Source organism: Streptomyces nigra (genome assembly GCF_003074055.1).
In the GTDB taxonomy this organism is placed as follows: Bacteria; Actinomycetota; Actinomycetes; order Streptomycetales; family Streptomycetaceae; genus Streptomyces; species Streptomyces nigra.
Window position 1 is genome coordinate 946,716 of sequence record NZ_CP029043.1, and the last position, 20,285, is coordinate 967,000.

Sequence of the window (20,285 nt, forward strand, 5' to 3'; positions counted from 1 at the left end):
CCCTCAGAAGAGGAAGTAACGCTGGGCCATGGGCAGTTCGGCGGCGGGCGCGGCCTCCACCAGCTCCCCGTCGATGTGCACGGCGAAGCTGTCGGGGTCGATGCGCACATCGGGCCGGGCGTCGTTCTCGCGCATGTCGGCCTTGGTGACGGCGCGCGTCGACTCGATGCCCACGAACCGCTTGCCGAGCGCGAGGCGTTCGGAGAGCCCGTCCTCGAGGGCGAGCGGGGCCACGAAGTTGACCGAGTTCGCCGCCGGCGCCCGGCCGGTCGCGCCGAACATCGGCCGGGGCAGGATCGGCTGCGGCGTCGGGATGGACGCGTTGGCGTCGCCCATCTGCGCGTAGGCGATCTGCCCGCCCTTGAGAACGAGGAGCGGCTTGACGCCGAAGAAGGCGGGTTCCCAGAGCACCAGGTCGGCGAGCTTGCCGGTCTCGACGGAGCCGATCTCGCGGGCCAGGCCCTGCGCGAGCGCGGGGTTGATCGTGTACTTGGCCACGTACCGGCGTACGCGGTGGTTGTCGGCGCGGCCGTCGCCGGGCAGGGCGCCCCGCCGCCGCTTCATCACGTGCGCGGTCTGCCAGGTGCGCAGGACGACCTCGCCGACGCGGCCCATGGCCTGGGAGTCGGAGGAGATGATCGAGATGGCGCCGAGGTCGTGGAGGACGTCCTCGGCCCCGATCGTGGACGGCCGGATGCGGGACTCGGCGAAGGCCAGGTCCTCGGGCACGGCCGCGTTCAGGTGGTGGCACACCATCAGCATGTCGAGATGTTCCTCGGCGGTGTTGACGGTGTAGGGGCGGGTCGGGTTGGTGGAGCTGGGCAGGACGTGCGGCTCGGAGACCACGGTCATGATGTCCGGCGCGTGCCCACCGCCCGCGCCCTCGGTGTGGTACGCGTGGATGCCGCGTCCGCCGATGGCGGCGAGGGTGTCGCCGACGAAACCGGCCTCGTTCAGGGTGTCGGTGTGGATGGCGATCTGGACGCCGGTCCGGTCGGCGACGGTGAGGGAGGCGTCGATGACGGCCGGGGTCGAGCCCCAGTCCTCGTGCAGTTTCAGTCCGACGGCGCCGCCCTGGATCTGGGAGAGCATCGCCTCGTGCGAGACGGTGTTGCCCTTGCCCAGGAGGCCGATGTTGAGCGGGTACTGCTCCATCGCCTCCAGCATCCGGGCCAGATGCCAGGGGCCCGGCGTGACGGTGGTCGCCTTGGAGCCCTCGGCGGGGCCTGTGCCGCCGCCGACGAGGGTGGTGATGCCGGAGGCGAGCGCCTCGTCGGCGATCTGCGGGCAGATGAAGTGGACGTGCGCGTCGATGGCGCCGGCGGTGAGGATCCGGCCGTTGCCCGCGATGATCTCGGTCTCGGGGCCGATGACGAGGTCCGGGTGCACACCGTCCATGGTGTCGGGGTTGCCGGCCTTGCCGATGCCGGTGATCCGGCCGTCGCGGATGCCGAGGTCGGCCTTGACGATCCCCCAGTGGTCGACGATCACCACTCCGGTGATCACCGTGTCCGGGGTGCCGTCCGCGCGGGTGGCCCGGGACTGGCCCATGGACTCGCGGATGACCTTGCCGCCGCCGAACACGGCCTCGTCACCGGCGCGTCCGGGACCGCCGGAACGATCCTCCTCGATCTCGATGAGCAGATCGGTGTCGGCGAGCCGGACGCGGTCGCCGGTGGTCGGCCCGAACAGGTCGGCGTAGGCGGCGCGGGAGATCTCAGGCATCGAGGGCACCTCCGGTCTCCCCGCGCAGTCCGGGCACCACGCGGGCGCCGGCGAGGGGGACGAGTTCGACGTCGACGGGGATGCCGGGCTCGAAGCGCACGGCGGTGCCGGCGGCGACGTTCAGCCGCTTGCCGCGGGCCGCGGCGCGGTCGAAGCGCAGGCCGGGGTTGGCCTCGGCGAAGTGGTAGTGGGAGCCGACCTGGACGGGCCGGTCGGCGGCGTTGAGGACGGTCAGCCGGGTGATCTCGCGGCCCTCGTTGTATGCGATCGGGCCCTCGGCGAACAGGACTTCTCCGGGTGTCATGGCCGCCCTCAGACGATCGGGTCGTGGACGGTGACGAGCTTGGTCCCGTCGGGGAACGTCGCCTCGACCTGGACGTCGTGGATCATCTCGGGGATGCCCTCCATGACGTCGTCCCTGGTGAGCAGGGTCCGGCCGGAGGACATCAGCTCGGCGACCGTACGGCCGTCGCGAGCGCCTTCCAGGATGTGCGCCGTGATGAGGGCGACGGCCTCGGGGTGGTTCAGCCGGAGCCCGCGGGCCCGGCGCCTCTCGGCGACGTCGGCCGCCACATGGATGAGCAGCCTCTCCTGCTCGTGCGGGGTCAGTTGCACGGCGTCCCACCTCACAGTCCTCGCTCCGGACCTGCGGGGTCCGGTGGCCGACGCCCTCGGGCGAGGGCCCGACGACGTGGGTCGGCAGGCTAGTTGGACCGCGTTTCGGGCGCGTTAACCCCGCGCGGGGCCGGAGGGGGCGGCGTCGTCGTACCGCATGCTCATCAGGGCGCGCAGACCCTGCTGCAGGACGTCCACGGGCGCGGGCCCGAACAGGGACTGCTGGGCGATGAAGCCGAGCACGGAGGCGATCATCGTGCGGGCGACATGGTCCGGGTCCACGTCCGTCCGCATCAGCCCGGCCTCCTGGTAGCCCTCGACGATCCGGGCCCAGGCGGCGCGCACCGAGCCGTAGCCCTCGCGCAGGATGGCCGCGAGCTCGTCGTTGCGCAGGGTCTCCGTCCACACCTGGACGACGAGCCGGGGGAAGGCGGGCTTGCCGTCGACGACCAGGGACTCCCGGGCGGCGAGCGTGTGGCCGAGGACATAGGCGACGAGCTCGTCCGGCGGTGGGGGCGGGCTCTGCCGGGCGGCCTCCTCGAACGCCGCGCGGACCGAGCCGAGCACCTCGGCGACGATCGCGCCGATCAGCTCCTCCTTGCCCTTGAAGTACCGGTAGACGGCCCCCGCCGAGAGGTCGACCTCCTTCAGCACGTCCTGCATCGAGGTGGCGTGGAAGCCGTTGCGGGCGAAGCAGAGGGCGGCGCCGTCGAGGATCTGGCGGCGGCGTGCGTCGAGGTGTTCCTGGGATACGCGGGCCATGCCCTCAAGCTAAAACGAACATTCCTTCTTGACAAGCATCGACATCGGGGAGCACGGTGGACTCACCAAAAACGAACGATCCTTCTTTTTGAGATCACGGGAGATCCCATGTCCTCGCCGTCCGCCACACCGCCCAGGAAGCCCGCACCCCGGCGCCTGGTCGCGGTGGTCGTGCTCGTCCCCGTACTGGCCGCCCTCGCCCTGTGGGCGTTCGCCTGGCCGGCCGCCCGCACCGCGCCGCGCGACCTCCCGCTCGGCGTGGCGGGGCCCGCCGCGGCCGTGACGCAGGTGGAGCGACAGCTGTCCGCCCACGACGGCGCGTTCGACGTGCACCGCTACGCCGACGAGCCGGCCGCCCGCGAGGCCATCGAGGACCGGGACGTGTACGGCGCGGTCGTGGTGACACCCCAGGGGCCGAAGCTGCTGACCGCGTCCGCCGCGAGCCCGGCCGTGGCCCAGCTGCTGCAGCAGGCGGTGGCCGGACAGGCGGCCGCCGAGGGGACGCAGGTGGAGACCGTCGACGTGGTGCCCGCACCCGAGGAGGACCCGCGCGGGGCGGCCCTGAACTCCAGCGTGCTGCCGCTCGCCCTCGCGGGCCTGGCGGCGGGGGCCGCCGTCACCCTGCTGGGGCTGCGCGGTCTGGGCGCCGCGGGCGCTCTCGCGGGCGTCGCAGCCCTGATCGGCCTGATCGCCGCCGCGCTGGCGCACAGCTGGCTGGGTGTGATCACCGGTGACTGGTGGGCGGAGGCCGGGGTGTTCGCGCTGATGACCCTCGCCGTGAGCGCCGCCGTCGCCGGGCTCGCCGCCCTCCTCGGACCGGCCGGCGTCGGCCTGATGGCCGCCACCGTCATGCTGATCGGCAACCCGTTCTCCGGGGCGGCGTCGGCGCCCCGGATGCTGCCGGAGCCGGTCGGCACCATCGGCCAGTGGCTGCCGCCGGGCGCGGGCACGACCCTGCTGCGGTCGGTGTCCTTCTTCGACGGCGCCGCGGCGGTCGGCCCCGCCCTCACCCTGACCTGGTGGGCCGCCGTCGGCCTCGGCGCGGTCCTCCTCGGAGACCGCCTCAAGGCCGACGGCACCAGCCCGGAGCCGACCACCGCCCGGGAACCGGCCACCGCCGCCTGACCCGGCCCCGCGAACCGGCCGTGCGCCCCCGCTGTAGCGGACGGGGGCGCACGGCCTCGGCGTCTCCGGCGGCCGTGACCACGCGAACGGCCGTACGTCCCGGTTCCGGCGGACGAGTTGATCGGCCGTCACCCCGGGGCGCGCCGGCGCTGACGCGGCGTCGGGCGGGACGGGACCGTGCGTACGGGCGCTGGAGCGTGCGCCGCGCGTCCCGGACGGGCGGCGCCGCACGGCTCGTGCCACGCCGGTGGCGCGCTCCGACAGTTGACGGCGCCACAGCCGCGTCCCGGGCACGCCGCCCGGCTCGGAACGTCCGCCGACGCGCCGAAACGGACCGAATGGCGTACCCCCCATCGGCGTATTCCGCACTCCGTCCACGCGCTCGTACGGCTTGCGTCAGGGACGGGACGCACAGCCCGGGTTGAGCCTTCCGCCGCTGGTCCGGGGCTCGTCGGGTATCCGGCGACGACCTCGAACGCAGTAGCGTCCACCCGAACGGGTGAGTGGTGAGTAACACCACAAATCCCCGGTTCCGTTGGGATTTTCGTTCTTCCGTGCGCCAAGATCCCTGACTGACGACAAGACCCCGCCGCAGCGGCGGGGCGATCCGGGCGGACGCCGAGTCCTGCCGCCGCCCGGATGACCGGTCGACAGGAGTGGATCGGCAGGAGTGGAGGACCCGAGCAAGACGGGTCGCCGGTACGGACGTTCGTTCGAACCGAGCAACCCTTGGGGTGAAGCCGCGACATTGCGGCCGGGCAACTTCGCCAGCCCGAATCCGACAGGTCATCCTTCACAGGCGGCTGACGAAGGGTTGCGCATGACTGCGCTCAATCGTGTCCCGTCGCTCATGGCCAGGGCCGGTACGGCCTCGGCCCTCACTCTCGCCGCGGTGGGCGGCTCGATCGTGACGCCCGGTCTCGCCTCGGAGGCGCAGGCCGCCACGCCGGCGACGAAGGCACTTCAGATCGCGGCCTCGAAGAAGGGCTCCCCGTACAAGTGGGGCGCCACGGGGCCGAACCGGTTCGACTGCTCCGGGCTCACGCTGTACTCGTTCAAGAAGGCCGGCAAGAAGCTGCCGCGCACGGCGGCCCAGCAGTACAACAAGACCCGCCACATCTCCGCCTCGAACCGCAAGGCGGGGGACCTGGTCTTCTTCCACTCGGGGTCGTACGTCTACCACGTGGGCATCTACGCGGGTAAGGGCAAGATCTGGCACTCCCCCAAGAGCGGTGACGTGGTCCGGCTGCAGAAGATCTGGACCAGGAGCGTCTGGTACGGCCGGGTCAAGTGACCCTCGTGGGGGCGCCGACGGCGCCCCCACCCCCGCCGGCGCCCTCCCGGGGCGCGGAGGGCGTCCGGCACGGGCCGGGCACTCCGGCGCCTCCGGGGCCTCCCGGGGCCGACGGGGGCGGAGCGGGCCGCATGGCGCCCGGTGCGGCGCCACGCGGCGCTTCTAGGGGGTGTCCTGCGGCGTCGCGACCGTGACCGGCGAGGCCGGTACGGTCCACGGCAGCTCGATGGAGACCGTCTTGCCGCCCTCACGGGTCGGCCACACCCGGAGCCGGCCGCCGCACTCGGCGGTCAGCCAGCGAATGATCACCATGCCCCGGCCGTTGTCCTGCTGGACGGCGGCCGGAAGCCGTTTGGGGAACCGGGGATGACTGTCGGTCACCCCGATGCGCAGCTGCTCGTCACGGTCGAGCTCGAGGTCCACCGTGAAGGTGGGCGACTGCCCCAGGGTGTGCTGTACCGCGTTCGTGGTGAGTTCGGAGACGATGAGCCGGATGGTGTCCGCCGTGTCCGTGTCCGACGGCAGTCCCCACTCGGCGAGTGTGGTGACCACATAGGACCGGGCCGCGGAGACCGAGGCGGGATCGCTCGGCAGAGTGACGGATGCTTCCAGATGGTCTGCCATGGCGACGTCGTCCCTTTCCCACGGGACCGCAGTCCGACACGGAGCGGAGGGTTCGAGTACGGTCCCGGACTGGTGCTTCGCCGCCAGACTGCCATCACCGCGGCGGTCACGGGTGGCGATCCGCCAAGATATGCATATATCTGTCGCTCGAAGCGGTGAACTCTGCGACGGCAGACCGTATTTGGGCGGCCCGGTCGGAGTAAGGAGTTGCCCATGCAGCACGGCCCGGCGGTACGCCGCCGGAAACTGGGCGCGGAACTGCGTGCGTTACGCACCGGGACCGGGCTCACCAGTGGGGAGGCGGCCCGCCTGGTGGGCTGGCACCAGTCCAAGGTGAGCCGTATCGAGACCGGTGCCAGCGGGGTGAAACCGGCCGATGTGCGCTTACTGCTCGACGCCTACGGTGTCCGGGACGCGCGGCTCCGGGAGGTGCTGCTGGCGCTGGCCGGCTCCGACGGCGCCGGGCGGCACCACTGGTGGCACGCCTACCGCGGGGTCCTGCCGCCGGCGTACCGGGATTTCATCAGTCTGGAGTCCCAGGCCCGCGCGATGCGCACGCTGGAGACGTCCGTGGTGCCCGGCCTGTTGCAGACGCCCGAGTACGCGCGGGCGGTGACCCGGGCGGCGACCGGCGGGACGGACGACGGCACCGACGACCGGATCGACGCGTTGGTCGCGGTGCGGCTGGCCAGGCAGGAGGTGCTGCGGGCCGATCCGCCGCTGCGGTTCAGCGCGGTGCTGGACGAGGCGGTGCTGCGCCGGGAGGTCGGAGGCCCCGAGGTGATGCGGCGCCAGCTGGAGCGGCTGGTGGAGGCGGCGCGGCTGCCCCAAGTCACCCTGCAGGTGCTGCCGTTCACGGCCGGTGAGCATGTCGGCGTCACCGGGCCTTTCGTTATCTTCTCATTTTCGAGCACTTCTGATCTGGACGTGGTTGTTCTCGACCACTTGACGAGTAGCCTCTATCTCGAACGGAAAGAAGACCTCCAGGCCTACACGGAGGCCTTCGACACCCTTCGGCTCCACGCCCTTTCGCCCGAGGAATCGCTGGATCACATCGCCGCGATAGGTGGCGGCGCGTAAGGAGGCACCATGACCGCACTGCCTCGGAACCTCAGGTCGAGCACCGAACTCCCGGACGCACGATGGCTGCGCAGCAGTTACAGCACCGGGGCGAACAACTGCGTCGAGACGGCCCGGCCGCACGCGGGCCCCTGGACCGGCCTGCTGGCCGTGCGCGACTCCAAGGATCCGGCCGGCCCCGCGCTGCTCTTCTCCCCGAGAGCTGGGCGGGCTTCACGGCCGCACTCCAGTCCTGACCATTTCTGATCGTTTCTGCCCGTCCCGGTTCCGCCCGGCCGTGTCACGCCGACTCATGGTCGTGTCGTACCGATGACCTGTACAGCGCGTTCGATCTGCCCCTCGGAGAGGTCCGCGCGGGCGGTCAGCCGCAGCCGTGAGACGCCGTCCGGCACGGAAGGCGGACGGAAGCAGCCCACGGCGAGACCCGCCGCACGGCAGTCGGCGGCCCACCGCACGGCCCCCTCCGGGGACGGCGCCCGCACGGAGACGACCGCGGCGTCCGGACGCACCGCTTCCAGACCCGCGGCCGTCAGCCGGGTGTGCAGTTCGCCCGCCACCGCGCGGGCCCGCGCGGCCCGTTCGGGCTCCCGGTCCAGCAGCCGCAGCGCCGCCAGGGCCGCGCCCGCCGCCGCCGGGGCGAGACCGGTGTCGAAGATGAACGTCCGCGCCGCGTTGACCAGATGGTCGATCACCCGGGCGGGCCCCAGCACGGCACCGCCCTGGCTGCCGAGCGACTTGGAGAGCGTGACGGTCGCGACGACGTCCGGCGCGCCCGCGAGCCCCGCCGCGTACGGGGCACCCCGGCCGCCGTCGCCGAGGACGCCGAGACCGTGCGCGTCGTCCACGACCAGCCCGGCGCCGTGCTCCCGGCACACATCGGCGTAGGCGGCCAGCGGGGCGGCGTCGCCGTCGACCGAGAAGACGGTGTCGGAGACGACCACGGCGGGGCCGTCGTGCGTGCGCAGCGCCTTGCGGACGGCGTCCGGGTCGGCGTGGGCGGCGACCTGCGTGGTGCCCCGGGACAGGCGGCAGCCGTCGATGAGCGAGGCGTGGTTGCCCGCGTCCGACACGATCAGCGAGCCGTGCGGCGCGAGCGCGGTGACCGCGGCGAGGTTGGCCGCGTAGCCGGAGGAGAAGACGAGCGCCGCCTCGAAGCCGCAGAAGCGGGCCAGCTCGTCCTCCAGCTCCGTGTGCAGCTCCGTCGTACCGGTGACGAGCCGTGAGCCGGTCGCGCCGCCGCCCCAGGTGCGCGCGGCGCGCGCGGCGCCCTCGACGACCTCGGGGTTCCGGGCCAGGCCCAGGTAGTCGTTGCTCGCGAGGTCGAGGAGCGGGGAGTCGGCGGGGCGGGGCCGCAGGGTCCGTACCAGTCCGGCGCGGCGGCGCTGGTCCGCCTGTCCGTCGATCCAGCCGAACGCCATGGCTCCTCCGGGCTTTTGTAGGCAGTGCACAGACACTAGCGGCCGGGACCGCCGCCCACGGTGTGGCAATACCCACACATCGAATCGACAGGGTTGTGCAAACTCACCTTGGCTCCGGCCCCCTCCGTACGTCAGGATCAGCTCCCATGGACCTGCTGAACACGCTGGTGGACAAGGGGCTTCGGCGCGAGCTGCCGACCCGCGAGGAAGCGCTCGCCGTTCTCGCCACTTCCGACGACGACCTGCTCGACGTGGTGGCCGCGGCCGGCAAGGTGCGCCGGAAGTGGTTCGGCCGGCGGGTGAAGCTGAACTATCTCGTCAACCTCAAGTCGGGCCTGTGCCCGGAGGACTGCTCCTACTGTTCGCAGCGGCTCGGCTCCACCGCCGGGATCCTCAAGTACACCTGGCTGAAGCCGGACGAGGCGTCCCAGGCCGCGGCCGCCGGATTGGCGGGTGGCGCCAAGCGGGTGTGCCTCGTGGCATCCGGGCGCGGCCCGACCGACCGGGACGTGGACCGGGTCTCGGAGACCATCAAGGCCATCAAGGACGGCAACGAGGGCGTCGAGGTGTGCGCCTGCCTCGGGCTGCTCTCGGACGGGCAGGCGGAGCGCCTGCGCGAGGCCGGCGCGGACGCCTACAACCACAATCTCAACACCTCGGAGTCCACGTACGGGGAGATCACGACCACCCACACGTACGCCGATCGGGTGGACACGGTGAACAAGGCGCACGCGGCCGGTCTGTCCGCCTGCTCGGGGCTGATCGCGGGCATGGGCGAGAGCGACGAGGACCTGGTCGACGTCGTCTACGCGCTGCGCGAGCTGGACCCGGACTCGGTGCCGGTCAACTTCCTGATCCCGTTCGAGGGCACCCCGCTCGCCAAGGAGTGGAACCTCACCCCGCAGCGCTGTCTGCGGATCCTCGCGATGGTGCGGTTCGTGTGCCCGGACGTCGAGGTGCGTATCGCGGGCGGCCGCGAGGTGCACTTGCGCACCCTGCAGCCCCTCGCGCTGCACCTGGCCAACTCGATCTTCCTCGGCGACTACCTCACCAGCGAGGGCCAGGCCGGCAGGGCCGACCTGGAGATGATCGCGGACGCCGGCTTCGAGGTGGAGGGCGCCGGCGAGGTCACCCTGCCGGAGCACCGGGCGACCGCGGGCGGGGGCGGCTGCGGATCGCACGCGAGCGCGGGCTGCGGGTCCCACGAGGGCGGCGGTTGCGGTTCGCACGCGGACGGCGGGGTGTGCGGTACGGCCGCCGCGGAGCCCGCCGCGCCGGCCGCCGAGCCGCGCACCGATCTGGTCGCCGTACGGCGGCGGGGCGCAGGGACGGATCTCGCGCCCAATGCCTGATCTGCCCGGCCTGAGCATGTCCGGTCTGAGCGTGCCCGAGCTGCTGGAGCTCGACCGGCGGCACGTCTGGCATCCGTACGGCCCGATGCCCGGCCGCGCCGAACCGCTCGTCGTGGAGTCGGCGAGCGGGGTGCGGCTGCGGCTCGCCGACGGCTCGGGCGAGCTGGTCGACGGCATGTCGTCGTGGTGGTCGGCCATCCACGGCTACAACCACCCGGTGCTCAACGAGGCGGCGCACGAGCAGCTGGCGCGGATGAGCCATGTGATGTTCGGCGGGCTCACGCACGAGCCCGCCGTACGGCTGGCGAAGCTCCTTGTCGACTTGTCTCCCGAGGGTCTGGAGCATGTCTTCCTGGCCGACTCCGGGTCGGTGTCGGTCGAGGTCGCCGTCAAGATGTGCCTGCAGTACTGGCGTTCGCTGGGCCGGCCCGGCAAGCGGCGGCTGCTGACCTGGCGCGGCGGCTACCACGGCGACACCTGGCAGCCGATGTCGGTGTGCGACCCCGAGGGCGGGATGCACGAGCTGTGGTCGGGCGTGCTCCCTCGCCAGCTGTTCGCGGACGCGCCCCCGGCCGAGTACGACGAGGCGTACGCCGAACGGCTGCGGTCGCTGATCGAGCGGCACGCGGACGAACTGGCGGCGGTGATCGTGGAGCCCGTGGTGCAGGGCGCGGGCGGGATGCGGTTCCACTCCCCCGCGTATCTGCGCGTGCTGCGCGAGGCGTGCGACGCGCACGGCGTGCTGCTCGTGTTCGACGAGATCGCGACCGGTTTCGGGCGTACGGGCGCGCTGTTCGCGGCGGACCACGCGGCGGTGACGCCTGATGTGATGTGTGTGGGCAAGGCCCTGACCGGCGGCTATATGACGATGGCGGCGACGCTGTGCACGTCCCGTGTCGCCGACGGCATCTCGCGCGGCGAGGTCCCGGTGCTCGCCCACGGCCCGACGTTCATGGGCAACCCGCTGGCGGCCGCCGTGGCCTGCGCGTCGATCGAGCTGCTGCTCGGCCAGGACTGGCAGGCCGAGGTCCGGCGCGTCGAGGCGGGCCTGCGGGCCGGTCTGGCACCCGCGGCGGACCTGCCGGGCGTCAAGGACGTACGGGTCCTCGGCGCGATCGGCGTCGTCCAGCTGGACCACGAGGTGGACATGCGGGCGGCGACGGCGGCCGCCGTAGGTGAGGGCGTGTGGCTGCGCCCGTTCCGCGACCTCGTCTACACGATGCCGCCGTACGTCACGGGCGACGCGGACGTCGCACGGATCGCCCGCGCGGTGTGCGCGGCAGCGGGAGAGGGCTGACATGCCGGTACTGGTGGTCACGGGCACGGGCACGGAGGTCGGCAAGACGGTCACGACCGCCGCGGTGGCCGCGGCGGCGCTGGCCTCGGGCCGTACCGTCGCGGTGCTCAAGGCCGCGCAGACGGGCGTCGGACCGGACGAGGACGGTGACGCGGCCGAGGTCGCGCGGCTGGCCGGTCCGGTGACGACGGCCGAACTCGCCCGCTATCCCGAGCCGTTGGCTCCGGCGACGGCGGCGCGGCGGGCGGGCCGGGCCCCGGTCCGTCCGGCGGAGATCGCCGAGGCCGCCGCGAAGCTGGCCGCCGAGCACGATCTGGTGCTGGTGGAGGGGGCGGGCGGGCTCCTCGTCCGCTTCGACGAGGCGGGCGGCACCCTGGCCGACGCGGCCGAGCTGCTGGCGGCACCCGTCCTGGTGGTGGCGTCGGCCGGCCTGGGCACCCTGAACACGACCGCGCTGACGGCTCGTGAGCTGCGGCGCCGGCGGCTGGACCCGCTCGGCGTGGTCATCGGCAGCTGGCCCGGCGAACCGGATCTGGCGTCGCGGTGCAATGTGGCCGACCTTCCGGAGGTGTCGGGGGCGCCGCTGCTCGGCGCGGTGCCGGCGGGCGCGGGCGGGCTGCCGTCCGCCGGTTTCCGCGCCTGCGCACCGGAGTGGCTGGCACCCCGGCTGTTCGGCCGATGGGACGCGGACGCGTTCCGGGAGCGGACGGGGCTGTGAGCGGGGCCTGACGCGGCGGACGCGCGCAGCGGACCGGGCGGTGAGCGGGGCTTTACTCGGCGGACGCGCACAGCGGATGGGGCTTGACGCGGCGGATGCGCGAAGCGGACGGGCTCTGAAGGGGCAGGGACGGGCGGATGCGCGAAGCGGACGGGCTCTGAAGGGGCAGGGACGGGCGGATGCGCGAAGCGGACGGGGTTCTGAGCGGGCCCTGACGCGGCGGATGCGTGAAGCGGGGGTGCGTCCGCCCCGTTCGGGGGAGAATCGGGAGTGAGTCCCGTTCTGCCCGGGAGGTCCCATGGCCCTGCGCTCCGCCCGTGCGGGCACCCGTCCACGCGACGCCGTGCACCATCCGGTGTTCGCCCGCTACTACGCCCGGGCGAGCGTCGGCGCCGAGACCAGGATGGGCCTGGCCCGGATCCGGGAGCGGCTGCTGGACGGGCTGTCGGGCCGGGTGCTGGAGATCGGCGCCGGGAACGGCCTGAACTTCACCCACTACCCGAGCACCGTCTCCGAGGTCGTCGCCATCGAACCGGAGCGCGTGCTGCGGCGGTTGGCGGTGGAGGCGGCGCTGCGCGCCGAGGTGCCCGTGGACGTGGTGCCGGGCACGGCGGAGGCGCTGCCGGTCAAGAGCGAGGGCTTCGACGCGGTGGTGCTGTCGCTGGTGCTGTGCAGTGTGCGGGACGTGCCGCGGGCCCTCGCGGAGGTGCGCCGGGTGCTGCGGCCCGGCGGGACCGTGCGGTTCTTCGAGCACGGCCGGGGCGGCGGACCCGCGATGCTGCGCACCCAGCGCGTCCTGGACCGGACGGTGTGGCCGCTGGTCGCCGGCGGCTGCCATCTTTCGCGCGATCCGGTGGCGGCCCTGCGGCGGGCCGGCTTCGAACTCGGCCCGTACCGGCGGCTGATGGTCCCGGAGAACGGGCCGGTCCTTCCGGCGTCGTACTGCGCTCTGGGCACGGCGTGGCGGCCGCCGGCCGACGAGGCGTCAGCCGGGCGGTAGGACCATCACAGGCTCCAGCTCTCCAGTTCCCGCGCGATGTCCTGGACCGACGCCTCGCCGCTGTGCACCAGACGGGCGAGGTCGCGCACCTGCTCGGGCGAAGTGACGACCTTCAGGCCGCTGGCCACGAGGTAGGCGTAGGCGACCGCGGACGCGAACATCGCGTTGGAGCGCTCCAGGGCGGGGACGTGGACGAGGAGTTGCAGCAGGGAGGCCGCGCGGGCCTGCGGGCTGTCGTACACGGGGACGTCGAATATCTCGGCCTGATGGCGGGCGACGGCGGCGACGAGGGCACCCCAGTCGGTGACCCGGGGGTCCCCCGGTGTGCGCTTCTCGGCGACCATGAGCAGCCAGGCGAGATCGATGGTCAGCTGGCTCAACGGATCAGTGGCGCCCTTCGCGCGGGCCCTCGCGCTCGGCCCCGAACTCGTCGGCGAACACCGACTCGTACTGCTTCATGAAGTCCGCGGCGGCTTCCACGAACGTATGCCCGACCTCGCCGGTGTCCTGGCGGACCAGCTCCTCGATGTAGCGGTTCACGCTCATCCCGCGGGCCAGGGCACGTTCGCGGGCGGCGCGGGCCGTGCCCTCGTCCACTCTCACGTTCAGCTGGGTCTTCGCCATACTTCGAAGCTAGCGCGCAGGCGCTAGCACGGCAAGCTCCCTCCGGGCGGCGGGATGGTGCCCCTTACACCGGTCTCGGGGCCCCCACCTGGGTCGGAGACGGCGCGGCACCGCAGGAGGATACCCGGTGTGCGGTGGATCACATTAGGCTCGGCGGCGACGAATAGGGGCGGCGTCCCGGCGGCCGTCGTGGCGTCCCGTGAGGAGGCGGCCTTGTCCACAGCAGCTGCGCAGTACGTCCCGGGTCCCGCGCCGGCCGGCGGGGTGGCGGCCCGCGCCCGCGATCTGACCAAGGCGTACGGGTCCGGCGAGACCACCGTGCTCGCCCTCGACGCGGTGGACGTCGACATCGCGCGCGGCCGGTTCACGGCGGTGATGGGGCCCTCGGGGTCCGGGAAGTCCACACTGATGCACTGCCTGGCCGGTCTGGACGACGTCTCGGCGGGCCGGGTCTGGCTCGGCGACACCGAGATCACGGGGCTGAAGGACCGTGAGCTGACCCGACTGCGGCGGGACCGGATCGGGTTCATGTTCCAGTCGTTCAACCTCATCCCGACGCTGACGGCGGCGGAGAACATCACCCTGCCCATGGACATCGCCGGCCGCAGGCCGGACGAGGCATGGCTGGACCAGGTCATCGACACGCTCGGGCTGCGCGACCGGCTGCGGCACCGGCCCTCCCAGCTGTCCGGCGGCCAGCAGCAGCGCGTCGCCTGCGCCCGTGCGCTCGCCTCGCGCCCGGAGCTGATCTTCGCCGACGAGCCCACCGGCAACCTGGACTCGCGGGCGGGCCTGGAGGTGCTCGGGTTCCTGCGCGAGGCCGTCGACCGGCTGGGCCAGACGGTCGTCATGGTCACCCATGACCCGGGTGCCGCCGCCCACGCCGACCTGGTGCTCTTCCTCGGCGACGGGCGGATCGTCGACGAGATGCCGCAGCCCACGGCCGAGGCCGTGCTGGAGCGGATGAAGCGGTTCGACGTGATCCGCGGCGCGTCCGAGGACGGCGGGCGCGCACCGGGCGGCGTCGAGGCCGGGGAGGGCCCGGCGCTCGGAAAGGGCTGACCGTGCTCAAAGCGACACTCAGGAGCTTCCTCGCCCACAAGGGGCGGCTGGCGCTGTCCGCGCTGGCGGTGCTCCTGTCGGTGGCGTTCGTCGTGGGCAGCCTGATCTTCTCGGACACCGTCGGCCGTACCTTCGACCGCCTGTTCGCCTCGACGGCTGCGGACGTCACCGTCACGCCGAAGGAGTCGTTCGACGAGACGATCCCCTCCGGGCGCACCCCGACGCTGCCGGCCGCGCTCGCCGGCCGCCTCTCCCGGGTGGACGGTGTCGCGGCGGCCCGCTCGGAGGTCGACGTGGACGGCATCACCGTCGTCGACGCGGACCGCGAGCGGGTCAGCCCGACGTCGGGCGCGCCGACCCTGGCCGCCGTCTGGAACCCGACGGACCGCAGCCCCGTGGAACTCACCTCCGGACACGCGCCGCGCGGAGACGGGCAGGTCTTGCTCGACGCGGACACCGCCGATCGGACGGACGTGCGGGTCGGCGACCGGCTCACGGTCATCGGGCCGCGGGGCTCCTTCCCGGTGCGGGTCGTCGGCATCGCGACCTTCACCACCACCAACCCCGGTGCCGCCCTGGTCTTCTTCGACACGGCGACCGCGCAGAAACGGCTGCTGGGCGACCCGGACGCGGCCACCGCCGTCTCCGTGGACGCGGCCGACGGCGTCCCGGACCCGGAGCTGAAGCGGCGGGTCGCGCAGGCCCTCGGCTCCGACGCCGACGCCTACGAACTGCGCACCGCCGACGAGCAGGCCAAGTCGGACGTCGAGCGGCTCGGCACGTTCCTCGACGTCATCAAGTACGTGATGTTGGGTTTTGCCGGCGTCGCCGTCCTGGTGGGCGTGTTCCTGATCGTCAACACGTTCTCCATGCTGATCGCCCAGCGCACGCGGGAGCTGGGGCTGCTGCGCGCGCTCGGCGCGGACCGCCGCCAGGTGCGCCGCTCGGTCCTCACCGAGGCCCTGCTGCTGGGTCTCTTCGGCTCGACGGCGGGGCTGGCGGCCGGCATCGGCCTCGCGATCGGACTGATCGAGCTGATGGGCCTGCTCGGCATGCGCATCAGGACCGGCGATATGGTGATCGGCTGGGGCACACCGGTGGCCGCGTACGTCGTCGGGCTGGGCGTCACGTTCGTCGCCGCGTACCTCCCGGCCCGGCGGGCGGCCGGGGTGTCGCCGATGGCGGCCCTGGCGGACGCGGAGATCGCGGACGTGGGCCGCCCGCTGCGGCTGCGCGCGGTGGCGGGCTCGGTGGTCGGGGCGGCGGGGGCGGCCGCGCTCGTGGGTGCCGCCCTGTCCTCGGAGACGTCCACGGCCGCCTCCCTGCTGGGCCTCGGCATCCTGCTCACGCTCGTCGCCGCGGTCGTCGCGGGCCCGCTGCTGGTGCGTCCTGTCATCCGGGTGCTCGGCGGCGCCTTCCCGGCCTTGTTCGGGCCGGTCGGCCGGATGAGCCAGCGCAACGCCCTGCGCAACCCGCGCCGTACGGGGGCCACCGCGGCGGCGCTCATGATCGGGCTCGCCCTGGTCGGCGGGATGTCGGTGGCCAGCGCCTCGATGACACAGTCGTTCGACCAGCAGATCGACAAGACGCTCGGCGCCGACTTCGTCGTGCAGGACGGCAACTTCGTGCCCTTCCCCCGGGAGATCACCGACCGGATCCGCGCGACGGAGGGCGTCGGGCTGGTCGTCCGCTCGCAGGTCACGACGATCGCGCTGCGGCTGCCCGACGGCGACCGGGTGCGGACCACCGCCGCCGGGTACGAGTCCGAGCTCGACGAGGTCGCCCATCTCACCTATGCGCGCGGGGACACGGCCGCCGCGCTCGCGGACGGGCATCTCGGGATGGACCGGGAGTTCGCCGAGGAGCACGGGGTGCGGGTCGGCAGCGCGGTGCCCGTCGAGTTCCAGGGGGGACGGCAGGCACGGCTGACGGTCGGCGCCCTCACCGACCAGGAGTCCACCGAGGGGTTCGGCACCCAGGGCGGTGTGTTCTTCGGCCTGGCCACGCTGGAGAAGTACGCACCGGGCGGCCAGGACGCGGCCGTGTACGTGAACCGCGCCCCCGGCACGGACGCGGACGCGCTGCGGGCCGCTCTGGAGAAGGCCCTCGAGCCGTATCCGCAGGTGCAGGTCCGGGACGTCGCCGACTACAAGGAGCTGGTGCACGACCAGATCGCCGTCCTGCTCTATCTCGTGTACGCCCTGCTCGGCCTCGCGATCGTCATCGCGGTGCTCGGCGTCGTGAACACGCTCGCCCTGTCGGTGGTGGAACGGACCCGTGAGATCGGGCTGCTCCGGGCCATCGGGCTGGCCCGGCGCCAGTTGCGCCGGATGATCCGGCTGGAGTCGGTGGTGATCGCCGTGTTCGGCGCCGTCCTCGGGCTCGCGCTGGGGCTGGTGTGGGGGGTGTGCGCCCAGCAGGTGCTGGCCCTGCAGGGCATGACGGCGCTGGCGATCCCCTGGGGCACGATCGTCGCGGTGGTGATCGGCTCAGCGGTGGTGGGGGTCGTGGCGGCGCTGCTGCCCGCGCTGCGCGCCTCGCGGATGAACGTGCTGGACGCGATCGCGCACGAGTGACCGCCTACGGCGTCCACATACCGGAAACCTCTGTGGAGCCCCGGCCCCGGTGGTGGGATCGGACCATGGATGATCTTCGTATGCGCCCGGCCACGGCCGGCGACCTGGACACCGTGCTGGCCTTCTGGAAGACGGCGGCCGAGGGCACCAGCATCAGCGACGACCGGGACGGTGTGGAGCGCCTGGTCGCTCGCGACCCCGAGGCGCTGATCCTTGCGGAGCGGGACGGCGAACTGGTCGGCACGGTGATCGCGGGCTTCGACGGCTGGCGCTGCCATCTGTACCGGCTGGCGGTGCACCCGGACCGGCGCCGGCAGGGCATCGGCTCGGCGCTGCTGGCCGCCGCCGAGGACAGGTTCGTGGCGCTGGGCGGGCGGCGCGGTGACGCGATGGTGCTGGAACGGAACGCGCGTGCGCATCATGCCTGGCGCGCGGCGGGGTACACGCCCGAGGACCAGTGGCGGCGGTGGGTGAAGCACTTCACCGACTGACCGCTTTGCCGATCCTTTACTATTGGAGCGCCACTTCGGTCCTCCAGTGAAAGGTGTGAGCCTCCGCCCATGGGCGAGCCTCCCAGTTTTAGATATCGCGCGTTCGTTCCCTCCCTGTCCGACCATGGGACGGAGGTGACCCGATGACCGAAGTGCTCCTCCTTCTGGTGGCGATCCTGCTCTCGCTCGCGTGCGGCGCGTTCGTCGCGGCGGAGTTCTCCCTGACGACCGTCGAGCGCAGCGAGCTGGAACGCGCGGCGGAGCGCGGCGAGCGGGGCGCCGCGGGCGCCCTCAAAGCCGTACGGAATCTGACCTTCCAGCTCTCCGGCGCGCAGCTCGGCATCACCGTCACCAACCTGGTCGTCGGCATGCTCGCCGAGCCGTCCATCGCCGCCCTGCTGGCGGGCCCGCTGAAGTCCATGGGGGCCTCCCCCTCGACGGCCAGCTCGATCGCCCTCGTCATCGGCACGGCCCTGTCGACGGTCGTCCTGATGGTCGTCGGCGAACTCGTCCCGAAGAACTGGGCGATCTCCTCCCCGCTGGCCGTCGCCAAGCGGGTGGGCAGCGCGCAGCGCTGGTTCAGCGCCGTCTTCCGCCCCTTCATCACCCATCTGAACAACACGGCGAACCGCATAGTGCGCCGGATGGGCGTGGAGCCCACCGAGGAACTGGCCGCCGCGCGTGGCCCTCAGGAACTGGCCGCGCTGGCCCGGCACTCCGCCCGCGAGGGCGCGCTGGAGGCGGACACCGCCGAACTGTTCGTACGGACCCTGAACCTCGCCGATCTGACCGCCGAGAACGTGATGACCCCGCGCGTCCAGGTCGTCGCCCTCGACGCCCAGGCGACCTGCGAGGACGTGGCGAACGCGACCCGGGCGACCGGCCTGTCCCGCTTCCCGGTCTACCGCGACACCCTGGACTCGGTGGTGGGCACCGCCCACATCAAGGACATCCTCGCGGTGCCCGCCGAGGAGCGGCCGCGCACCCCGGTCGCCGAGCTGATGCGCGAGCCCCTGCTCGTCCCGGCCACCCTCACCGTCGACCGGCTCCTCGACCGGCTCTCCGGCAAGCGCACCATGGCCGTCGTCATCGACGAGTACGGCGGCACCGCGGGCGTGGCCACGCTGGAGGACATCGTCGAGGAGGTCGTCGGCGAGGTCCGCGACGAGCACGACCCGCACGAGACCCCCGACATCGCGCCCGCCGGCACCGACCCGCAGGGACGGCCGCTGTACTCGGCCGACGGCTCGGCGCGCACCGACCAGCTCGCGCGCGTCGGCCTGAAGGCCCCCGAGGGGCCCTACGAGACCCTGGCCGGCCTGGTCGCCACCGAGCTGGGCCGGATCCCCACCGTCGGTGACACGGTCGAGGTCGCCGGATGGCGGCTGGACGTGGTGGACGCCGCGGGCCGCCGGGCCGCGCGGGTGCTGCTGCACCCCCCGCTCGACGCACCGTCGGAGCACGAGACGCAGGAGGACGGGCGATGACCGCCGTACAGCTGTTCATCGGCCTGCTGACGCTGGTCGTCAACGCCTTCTTCGTGGGCGCCGAGTTCGCGCTGATCTCGGTGCGCCGCTCCCAGATCGAGCCCTACGCCGAGCGGGGGGACCGCCGCGCCAAGAGCGTGATGTGGGGACTGCAGCACGTGTCCGCGCTGCTGGCCGCCGCACAGCTCGGCATCACCCTGTGCACCCTGGTGCTCGGCATCGTCGCGGAGCCCGCCATCGCGCATCTGCTGGAGCCCGTGTTCCACGCGATGGGCGTCCCCGCGGGCGCCGGTCACGTGGTCTCCTTCGTGATCGCGCTGACGCTGGCCACGTATCTGCACATGCTGCTCGGCGAGATGGTGCCGAAGAACATCTCCCTGGCCGAGCCGGTCCGCAGCGCCCTGCTGCTGGGCCCGCCGCTGGTCACGCTGTCGCGGGCGCTGCGCCCGGTGATCTTCACGATCAACGCGTTCGCCAACACGCTGCTGCGGCTGCTGCGCGTCGAGACGAAGGACGAGGTCACCGCGACCTTCTCGGACTCCGAGCTGGCCCGGATGGTGCGGGACTCGGGCGAGGCCGGCCTCATCGACGAGCGTGCGCGCGAGCGCCTGCACGACGCGCTGGAGCTGGGCCGCCGTCCGGTGCGCGACGTGGTGCTCCCGCTGGAGCGGGTCGTCTACGCGCACGTCGGCGTCACCCCGGAGGAGCTGGAGGAGCTGTCGGCGCGGTCGGGCTTCTCGCGTTTCCCGGTGGTCGACTCGGGCCGCCGTATCGTCGGCTACCTCCACGTCAAGGACGCGCTCGACGCCTCCCCGCGGGACGTGCCGTTCCAGATCCGGGACATGCGGCCCATCGCCCGCGTCCGGGAGAGCACACCGCTGGACGACGTGCTCACGGCCATGCGGGGCAGCCGTACCCACCTCGCGGCCGTCCTCGGCGCCGACGGGCGGCTCGCCGGGCTGGTGACCATGGAGGACGTCCTGCGGGAGCTGTTCGGGCAGCGCACCTGACGGCGCTGACGGAAGGGATTCCCGG

The 20,285-nt window shown here is 72.8% G+C and carries 20 protein-coding genes, 1 pseudogene and 1 riboswitch; of the genes and pseudogenes, 13 read left to right on the plus strand and 8 right to left on the minus strand.

Going from position 1 to position 20,285, the window contains the following annotated elements; all coding sequences use genetic code 11:
• Positions 1 to 3 precede the first annotated feature (3 nt).
• From DC008_RS04355 to DC008_RS04370, 4 genes are all read right to left on the minus strand, one after another.
• On the minus strand, positions 4 to 1,725 hold the full coding sequence (locus DC008_RS04355) for an urease subunit alpha (protein WP_108705800.1): 1,722 nt from the start codon (positions 1,723 to 1,725) through the stop codon (positions 4 to 6).
• A complete protein-coding gene (locus DC008_RS04360) occupies positions 1,718 to 2,029 on the minus strand; it encodes an urease subunit beta (RefSeq protein WP_055622357.1) in 312 nt (103 codons plus the stop codon). Before DC008_RS04360 ends, DC008_RS04355 begins: the two co-directional genes overlap by 8 nt.
• A gap of 8 nt (positions 2,030 to 2,037) precedes the next feature.
• Entirely contained in the window at positions 2,038 to 2,340 is a 303-nt protein-coding gene (locus DC008_RS04365; protein WP_055622481.1) for an urease subunit gamma, read from the minus strand.
• A gap of 114 nt (positions 2,341 to 2,454) precedes the next feature.
• On the minus strand, positions 2,455 to 3,102 hold the full coding sequence (locus DC008_RS04370) for a TetR/AcrR family transcriptional regulator (protein ID WP_108705801.1): 648 nt from the start codon (positions 3,100 to 3,102) through the stop codon (positions 2,455 to 2,457).
• Positions 3,103 to 3,210: 108 nt separating this feature from the next.
• Between DC008_RS04370 and DC008_RS04375 the strand changes: the two genes are divergently transcribed.
• Both DC008_RS04375 and DC008_RS04380 read left to right on the plus strand, forming a co-directional pair.
• Entirely contained in the window at positions 3,211 to 4,227 is a 1,017-nt protein-coding gene (locus DC008_RS04375) for an ABC transporter permease (protein ID WP_108705802.1), read from the plus strand.
• A 619-nt stretch (positions 4,228 to 4,846) separates the two neighbouring features.
• Positions 4,847 to 5,044: riboswitch (cyclic di-AMP (ydaO/yuaA leader) on the plus strand.
• Positions 5,045 to 5,047: 3 nt separating this feature from the next.
• Positions 5,048 to 5,521 carry a C40 family peptidase gene (locus DC008_RS04380; RefSeq protein ID WP_108705803.1) on the plus strand — a complete coding sequence of 158 codons (474 nt, stop codon included), beginning with the start codon at positions 5,048 to 5,050 and terminating at the stop codon, positions 5,519 to 5,521.
• A gap of 162 nt (positions 5,522 to 5,683) precedes the next feature.
• On the opposite strand, the gene DC008_RS04385 is transcribed toward DC008_RS04380, so the two are convergent.
• The gene (locus DC008_RS04385) at positions 5,684 to 6,145 is read right to left on the minus strand and encodes an ATP-binding protein (protein WP_055622361.1); all 462 of its coding nucleotides are present in this window, start codon (positions 6,143 to 6,145) and stop codon (positions 5,684 to 5,686) included.
• 213 nt (positions 6,146 to 6,358) lie between these two features.
• On the opposite strand from DC008_RS04385, the gene DC008_RS04390 reads away from it, so the two are divergent.
• Together DC008_RS04390 and DC008_RS04395 are read left to right on the plus strand one after the other, a co-directional pair.
• Positions 6,359 to 7,225: a helix-turn-helix domain-containing protein gene (locus DC008_RS04390; RefSeq protein WP_108705804.1), complete on the plus strand. Its 867-nt coding sequence runs from the start codon at positions 6,359 to 6,361 to the stop codon at positions 7,223 to 7,225.
• A 9-nt stretch (positions 7,226 to 7,234) separates the two neighbouring features.
• A pseudogene (locus DC008_RS04395) lies at positions 7,235 to 7,461 on the plus strand (DUF397 domain-containing protein).
• A gap of 54 nt (positions 7,462 to 7,515) precedes the next feature.
• Here the strand turns inward: DC008_RS04395 and DC008_RS04400 are convergent.
• The gene (locus DC008_RS04400; RefSeq protein ID WP_108705805.1) at positions 7,516 to 8,643 is read right to left on the minus strand and encodes an 8-amino-7-oxononanoate synthase; all 1,128 of its coding nucleotides are present in this window, start codon (positions 8,641 to 8,643) and stop codon (positions 7,516 to 7,518) included.
• A 146-nt stretch (positions 8,644 to 8,789) separates the two neighbouring features.
• On the opposite strand from DC008_RS04400, the gene bioB reads away from it, so the two are divergent.
• The 4 genes from bioB to DC008_RS04420 all read left to right on the plus strand — a co-directional run bounded on the left by bioB (position 8,790) and on the right by DC008_RS04420 (position 13,010).
• The gene (bioB, locus tag DC008_RS04405) at positions 8,790 to 9,995 is read left to right on the plus strand and encodes a biotin synthase BioB (protein WP_108705806.1); all 1,206 of its coding nucleotides are present in this window, start codon (positions 8,790 to 8,792) and stop codon (positions 9,993 to 9,995) included.
• 16 nt (positions 9,996 to 10,011) lie between these two features.
• On the plus strand, positions 10,012 to 11,292 hold the full coding sequence (locus DC008_RS04410) for an adenosylmethionine--8-amino-7-oxononanoate transaminase (protein ID WP_108710563.1): 1,281 nt from the start codon (positions 10,012 to 10,014) through the stop codon (positions 11,290 to 11,292).
• Between the two features lies 1 nt (position 11,293).
• Positions 11,294 to 12,010, plus strand: coding sequence for a dethiobiotin synthase (bioD, locus tag DC008_RS04415; RefSeq protein WP_108705807.1), 717 nt, complete (start codon positions 11,294 to 11,296; stop codon positions 12,008 to 12,010).
• Between the two features lie 298 nt (positions 12,011 to 12,308).
• Positions 12,309 to 13,010, plus strand: coding sequence for a class I SAM-dependent methyltransferase (locus tag DC008_RS04420; protein ID WP_108705808.1), 702 nt, complete (start codon positions 12,309 to 12,311; stop codon positions 13,008 to 13,010).
• 5 nt (positions 13,011 to 13,015) lie between these two features.
• On the opposite strand, the gene DC008_RS04425 is transcribed toward DC008_RS04420, so the two are convergent.
• On the minus strand, positions 13,016 to 13,390 hold the full coding sequence (locus DC008_RS04425; RefSeq protein WP_055622368.1) for a hypothetical protein: 375 nt from the start codon (positions 13,388 to 13,390) through the stop codon (positions 13,016 to 13,018).
• Between the two features lie 4 nt (positions 13,391 to 13,394).
• Positions 13,395 to 13,634 carry a toxin-antitoxin system HicB family antitoxin gene (locus DC008_RS04430; RefSeq protein WP_108705809.1) on the minus strand — a complete coding sequence of 80 codons (240 nt, stop codon included), beginning with the start codon at positions 13,632 to 13,634 and terminating at the stop codon, positions 13,395 to 13,397.
• A 213-nt stretch (positions 13,635 to 13,847) separates the two neighbouring features.
• Between DC008_RS04430 and DC008_RS04435 the strand changes: the two genes are divergently transcribed.
• The 5 genes from DC008_RS04435 (at position 13,848) to DC008_RS04455 (ending at position 20,260) form a co-directional block, all read left to right on the plus strand.
• Positions 13,848 to 14,696 carry an ABC transporter ATP-binding protein gene (locus tag DC008_RS04435; RefSeq protein WP_055622483.1) on the plus strand — a complete coding sequence of 283 codons (849 nt, stop codon included), beginning with the start codon at positions 13,848 to 13,850 and terminating at the stop codon, positions 14,694 to 14,696.
• Between the two features lie 2 nt (positions 14,697 to 14,698).
• Positions 14,699 to 17,272, plus strand: a complete 2,574-nt coding sequence (locus DC008_RS04440; protein ID WP_108705810.1) for an ABC transporter permease — start codon at positions 14,699 to 14,701, stop codon at positions 17,270 to 17,272.
• Positions 17,273 to 17,337: 65 nt separating this feature from the next.
• On the plus strand, positions 17,338 to 17,763 hold the full coding sequence (locus tag DC008_RS04445; protein ID WP_108705811.1) for a GNAT family N-acetyltransferase: 426 nt from the start codon (positions 17,338 to 17,340) through the stop codon (positions 17,761 to 17,763).
• Positions 17,764 to 17,906: 143 nt separating this feature from the next.
• Positions 17,907 to 19,250: a hemolysin family protein gene (locus tag DC008_RS04450; protein WP_108705812.1), complete on the plus strand. Its 1,344-nt coding sequence runs from the start codon at positions 17,907 to 17,909 to the stop codon at positions 19,248 to 19,250.
• On the plus strand, positions 19,247 to 20,260 hold the full coding sequence (locus DC008_RS04455; RefSeq protein ID WP_108705813.1) for a hemolysin family protein: 1,014 nt from the start codon (positions 19,247 to 19,249) through the stop codon (positions 20,258 to 20,260). Before DC008_RS04450 ends, DC008_RS04455 begins: the two co-directional genes overlap by 4 nt.
• Positions 20,261 to 20,285 lie beyond the last annotated feature (25 nt).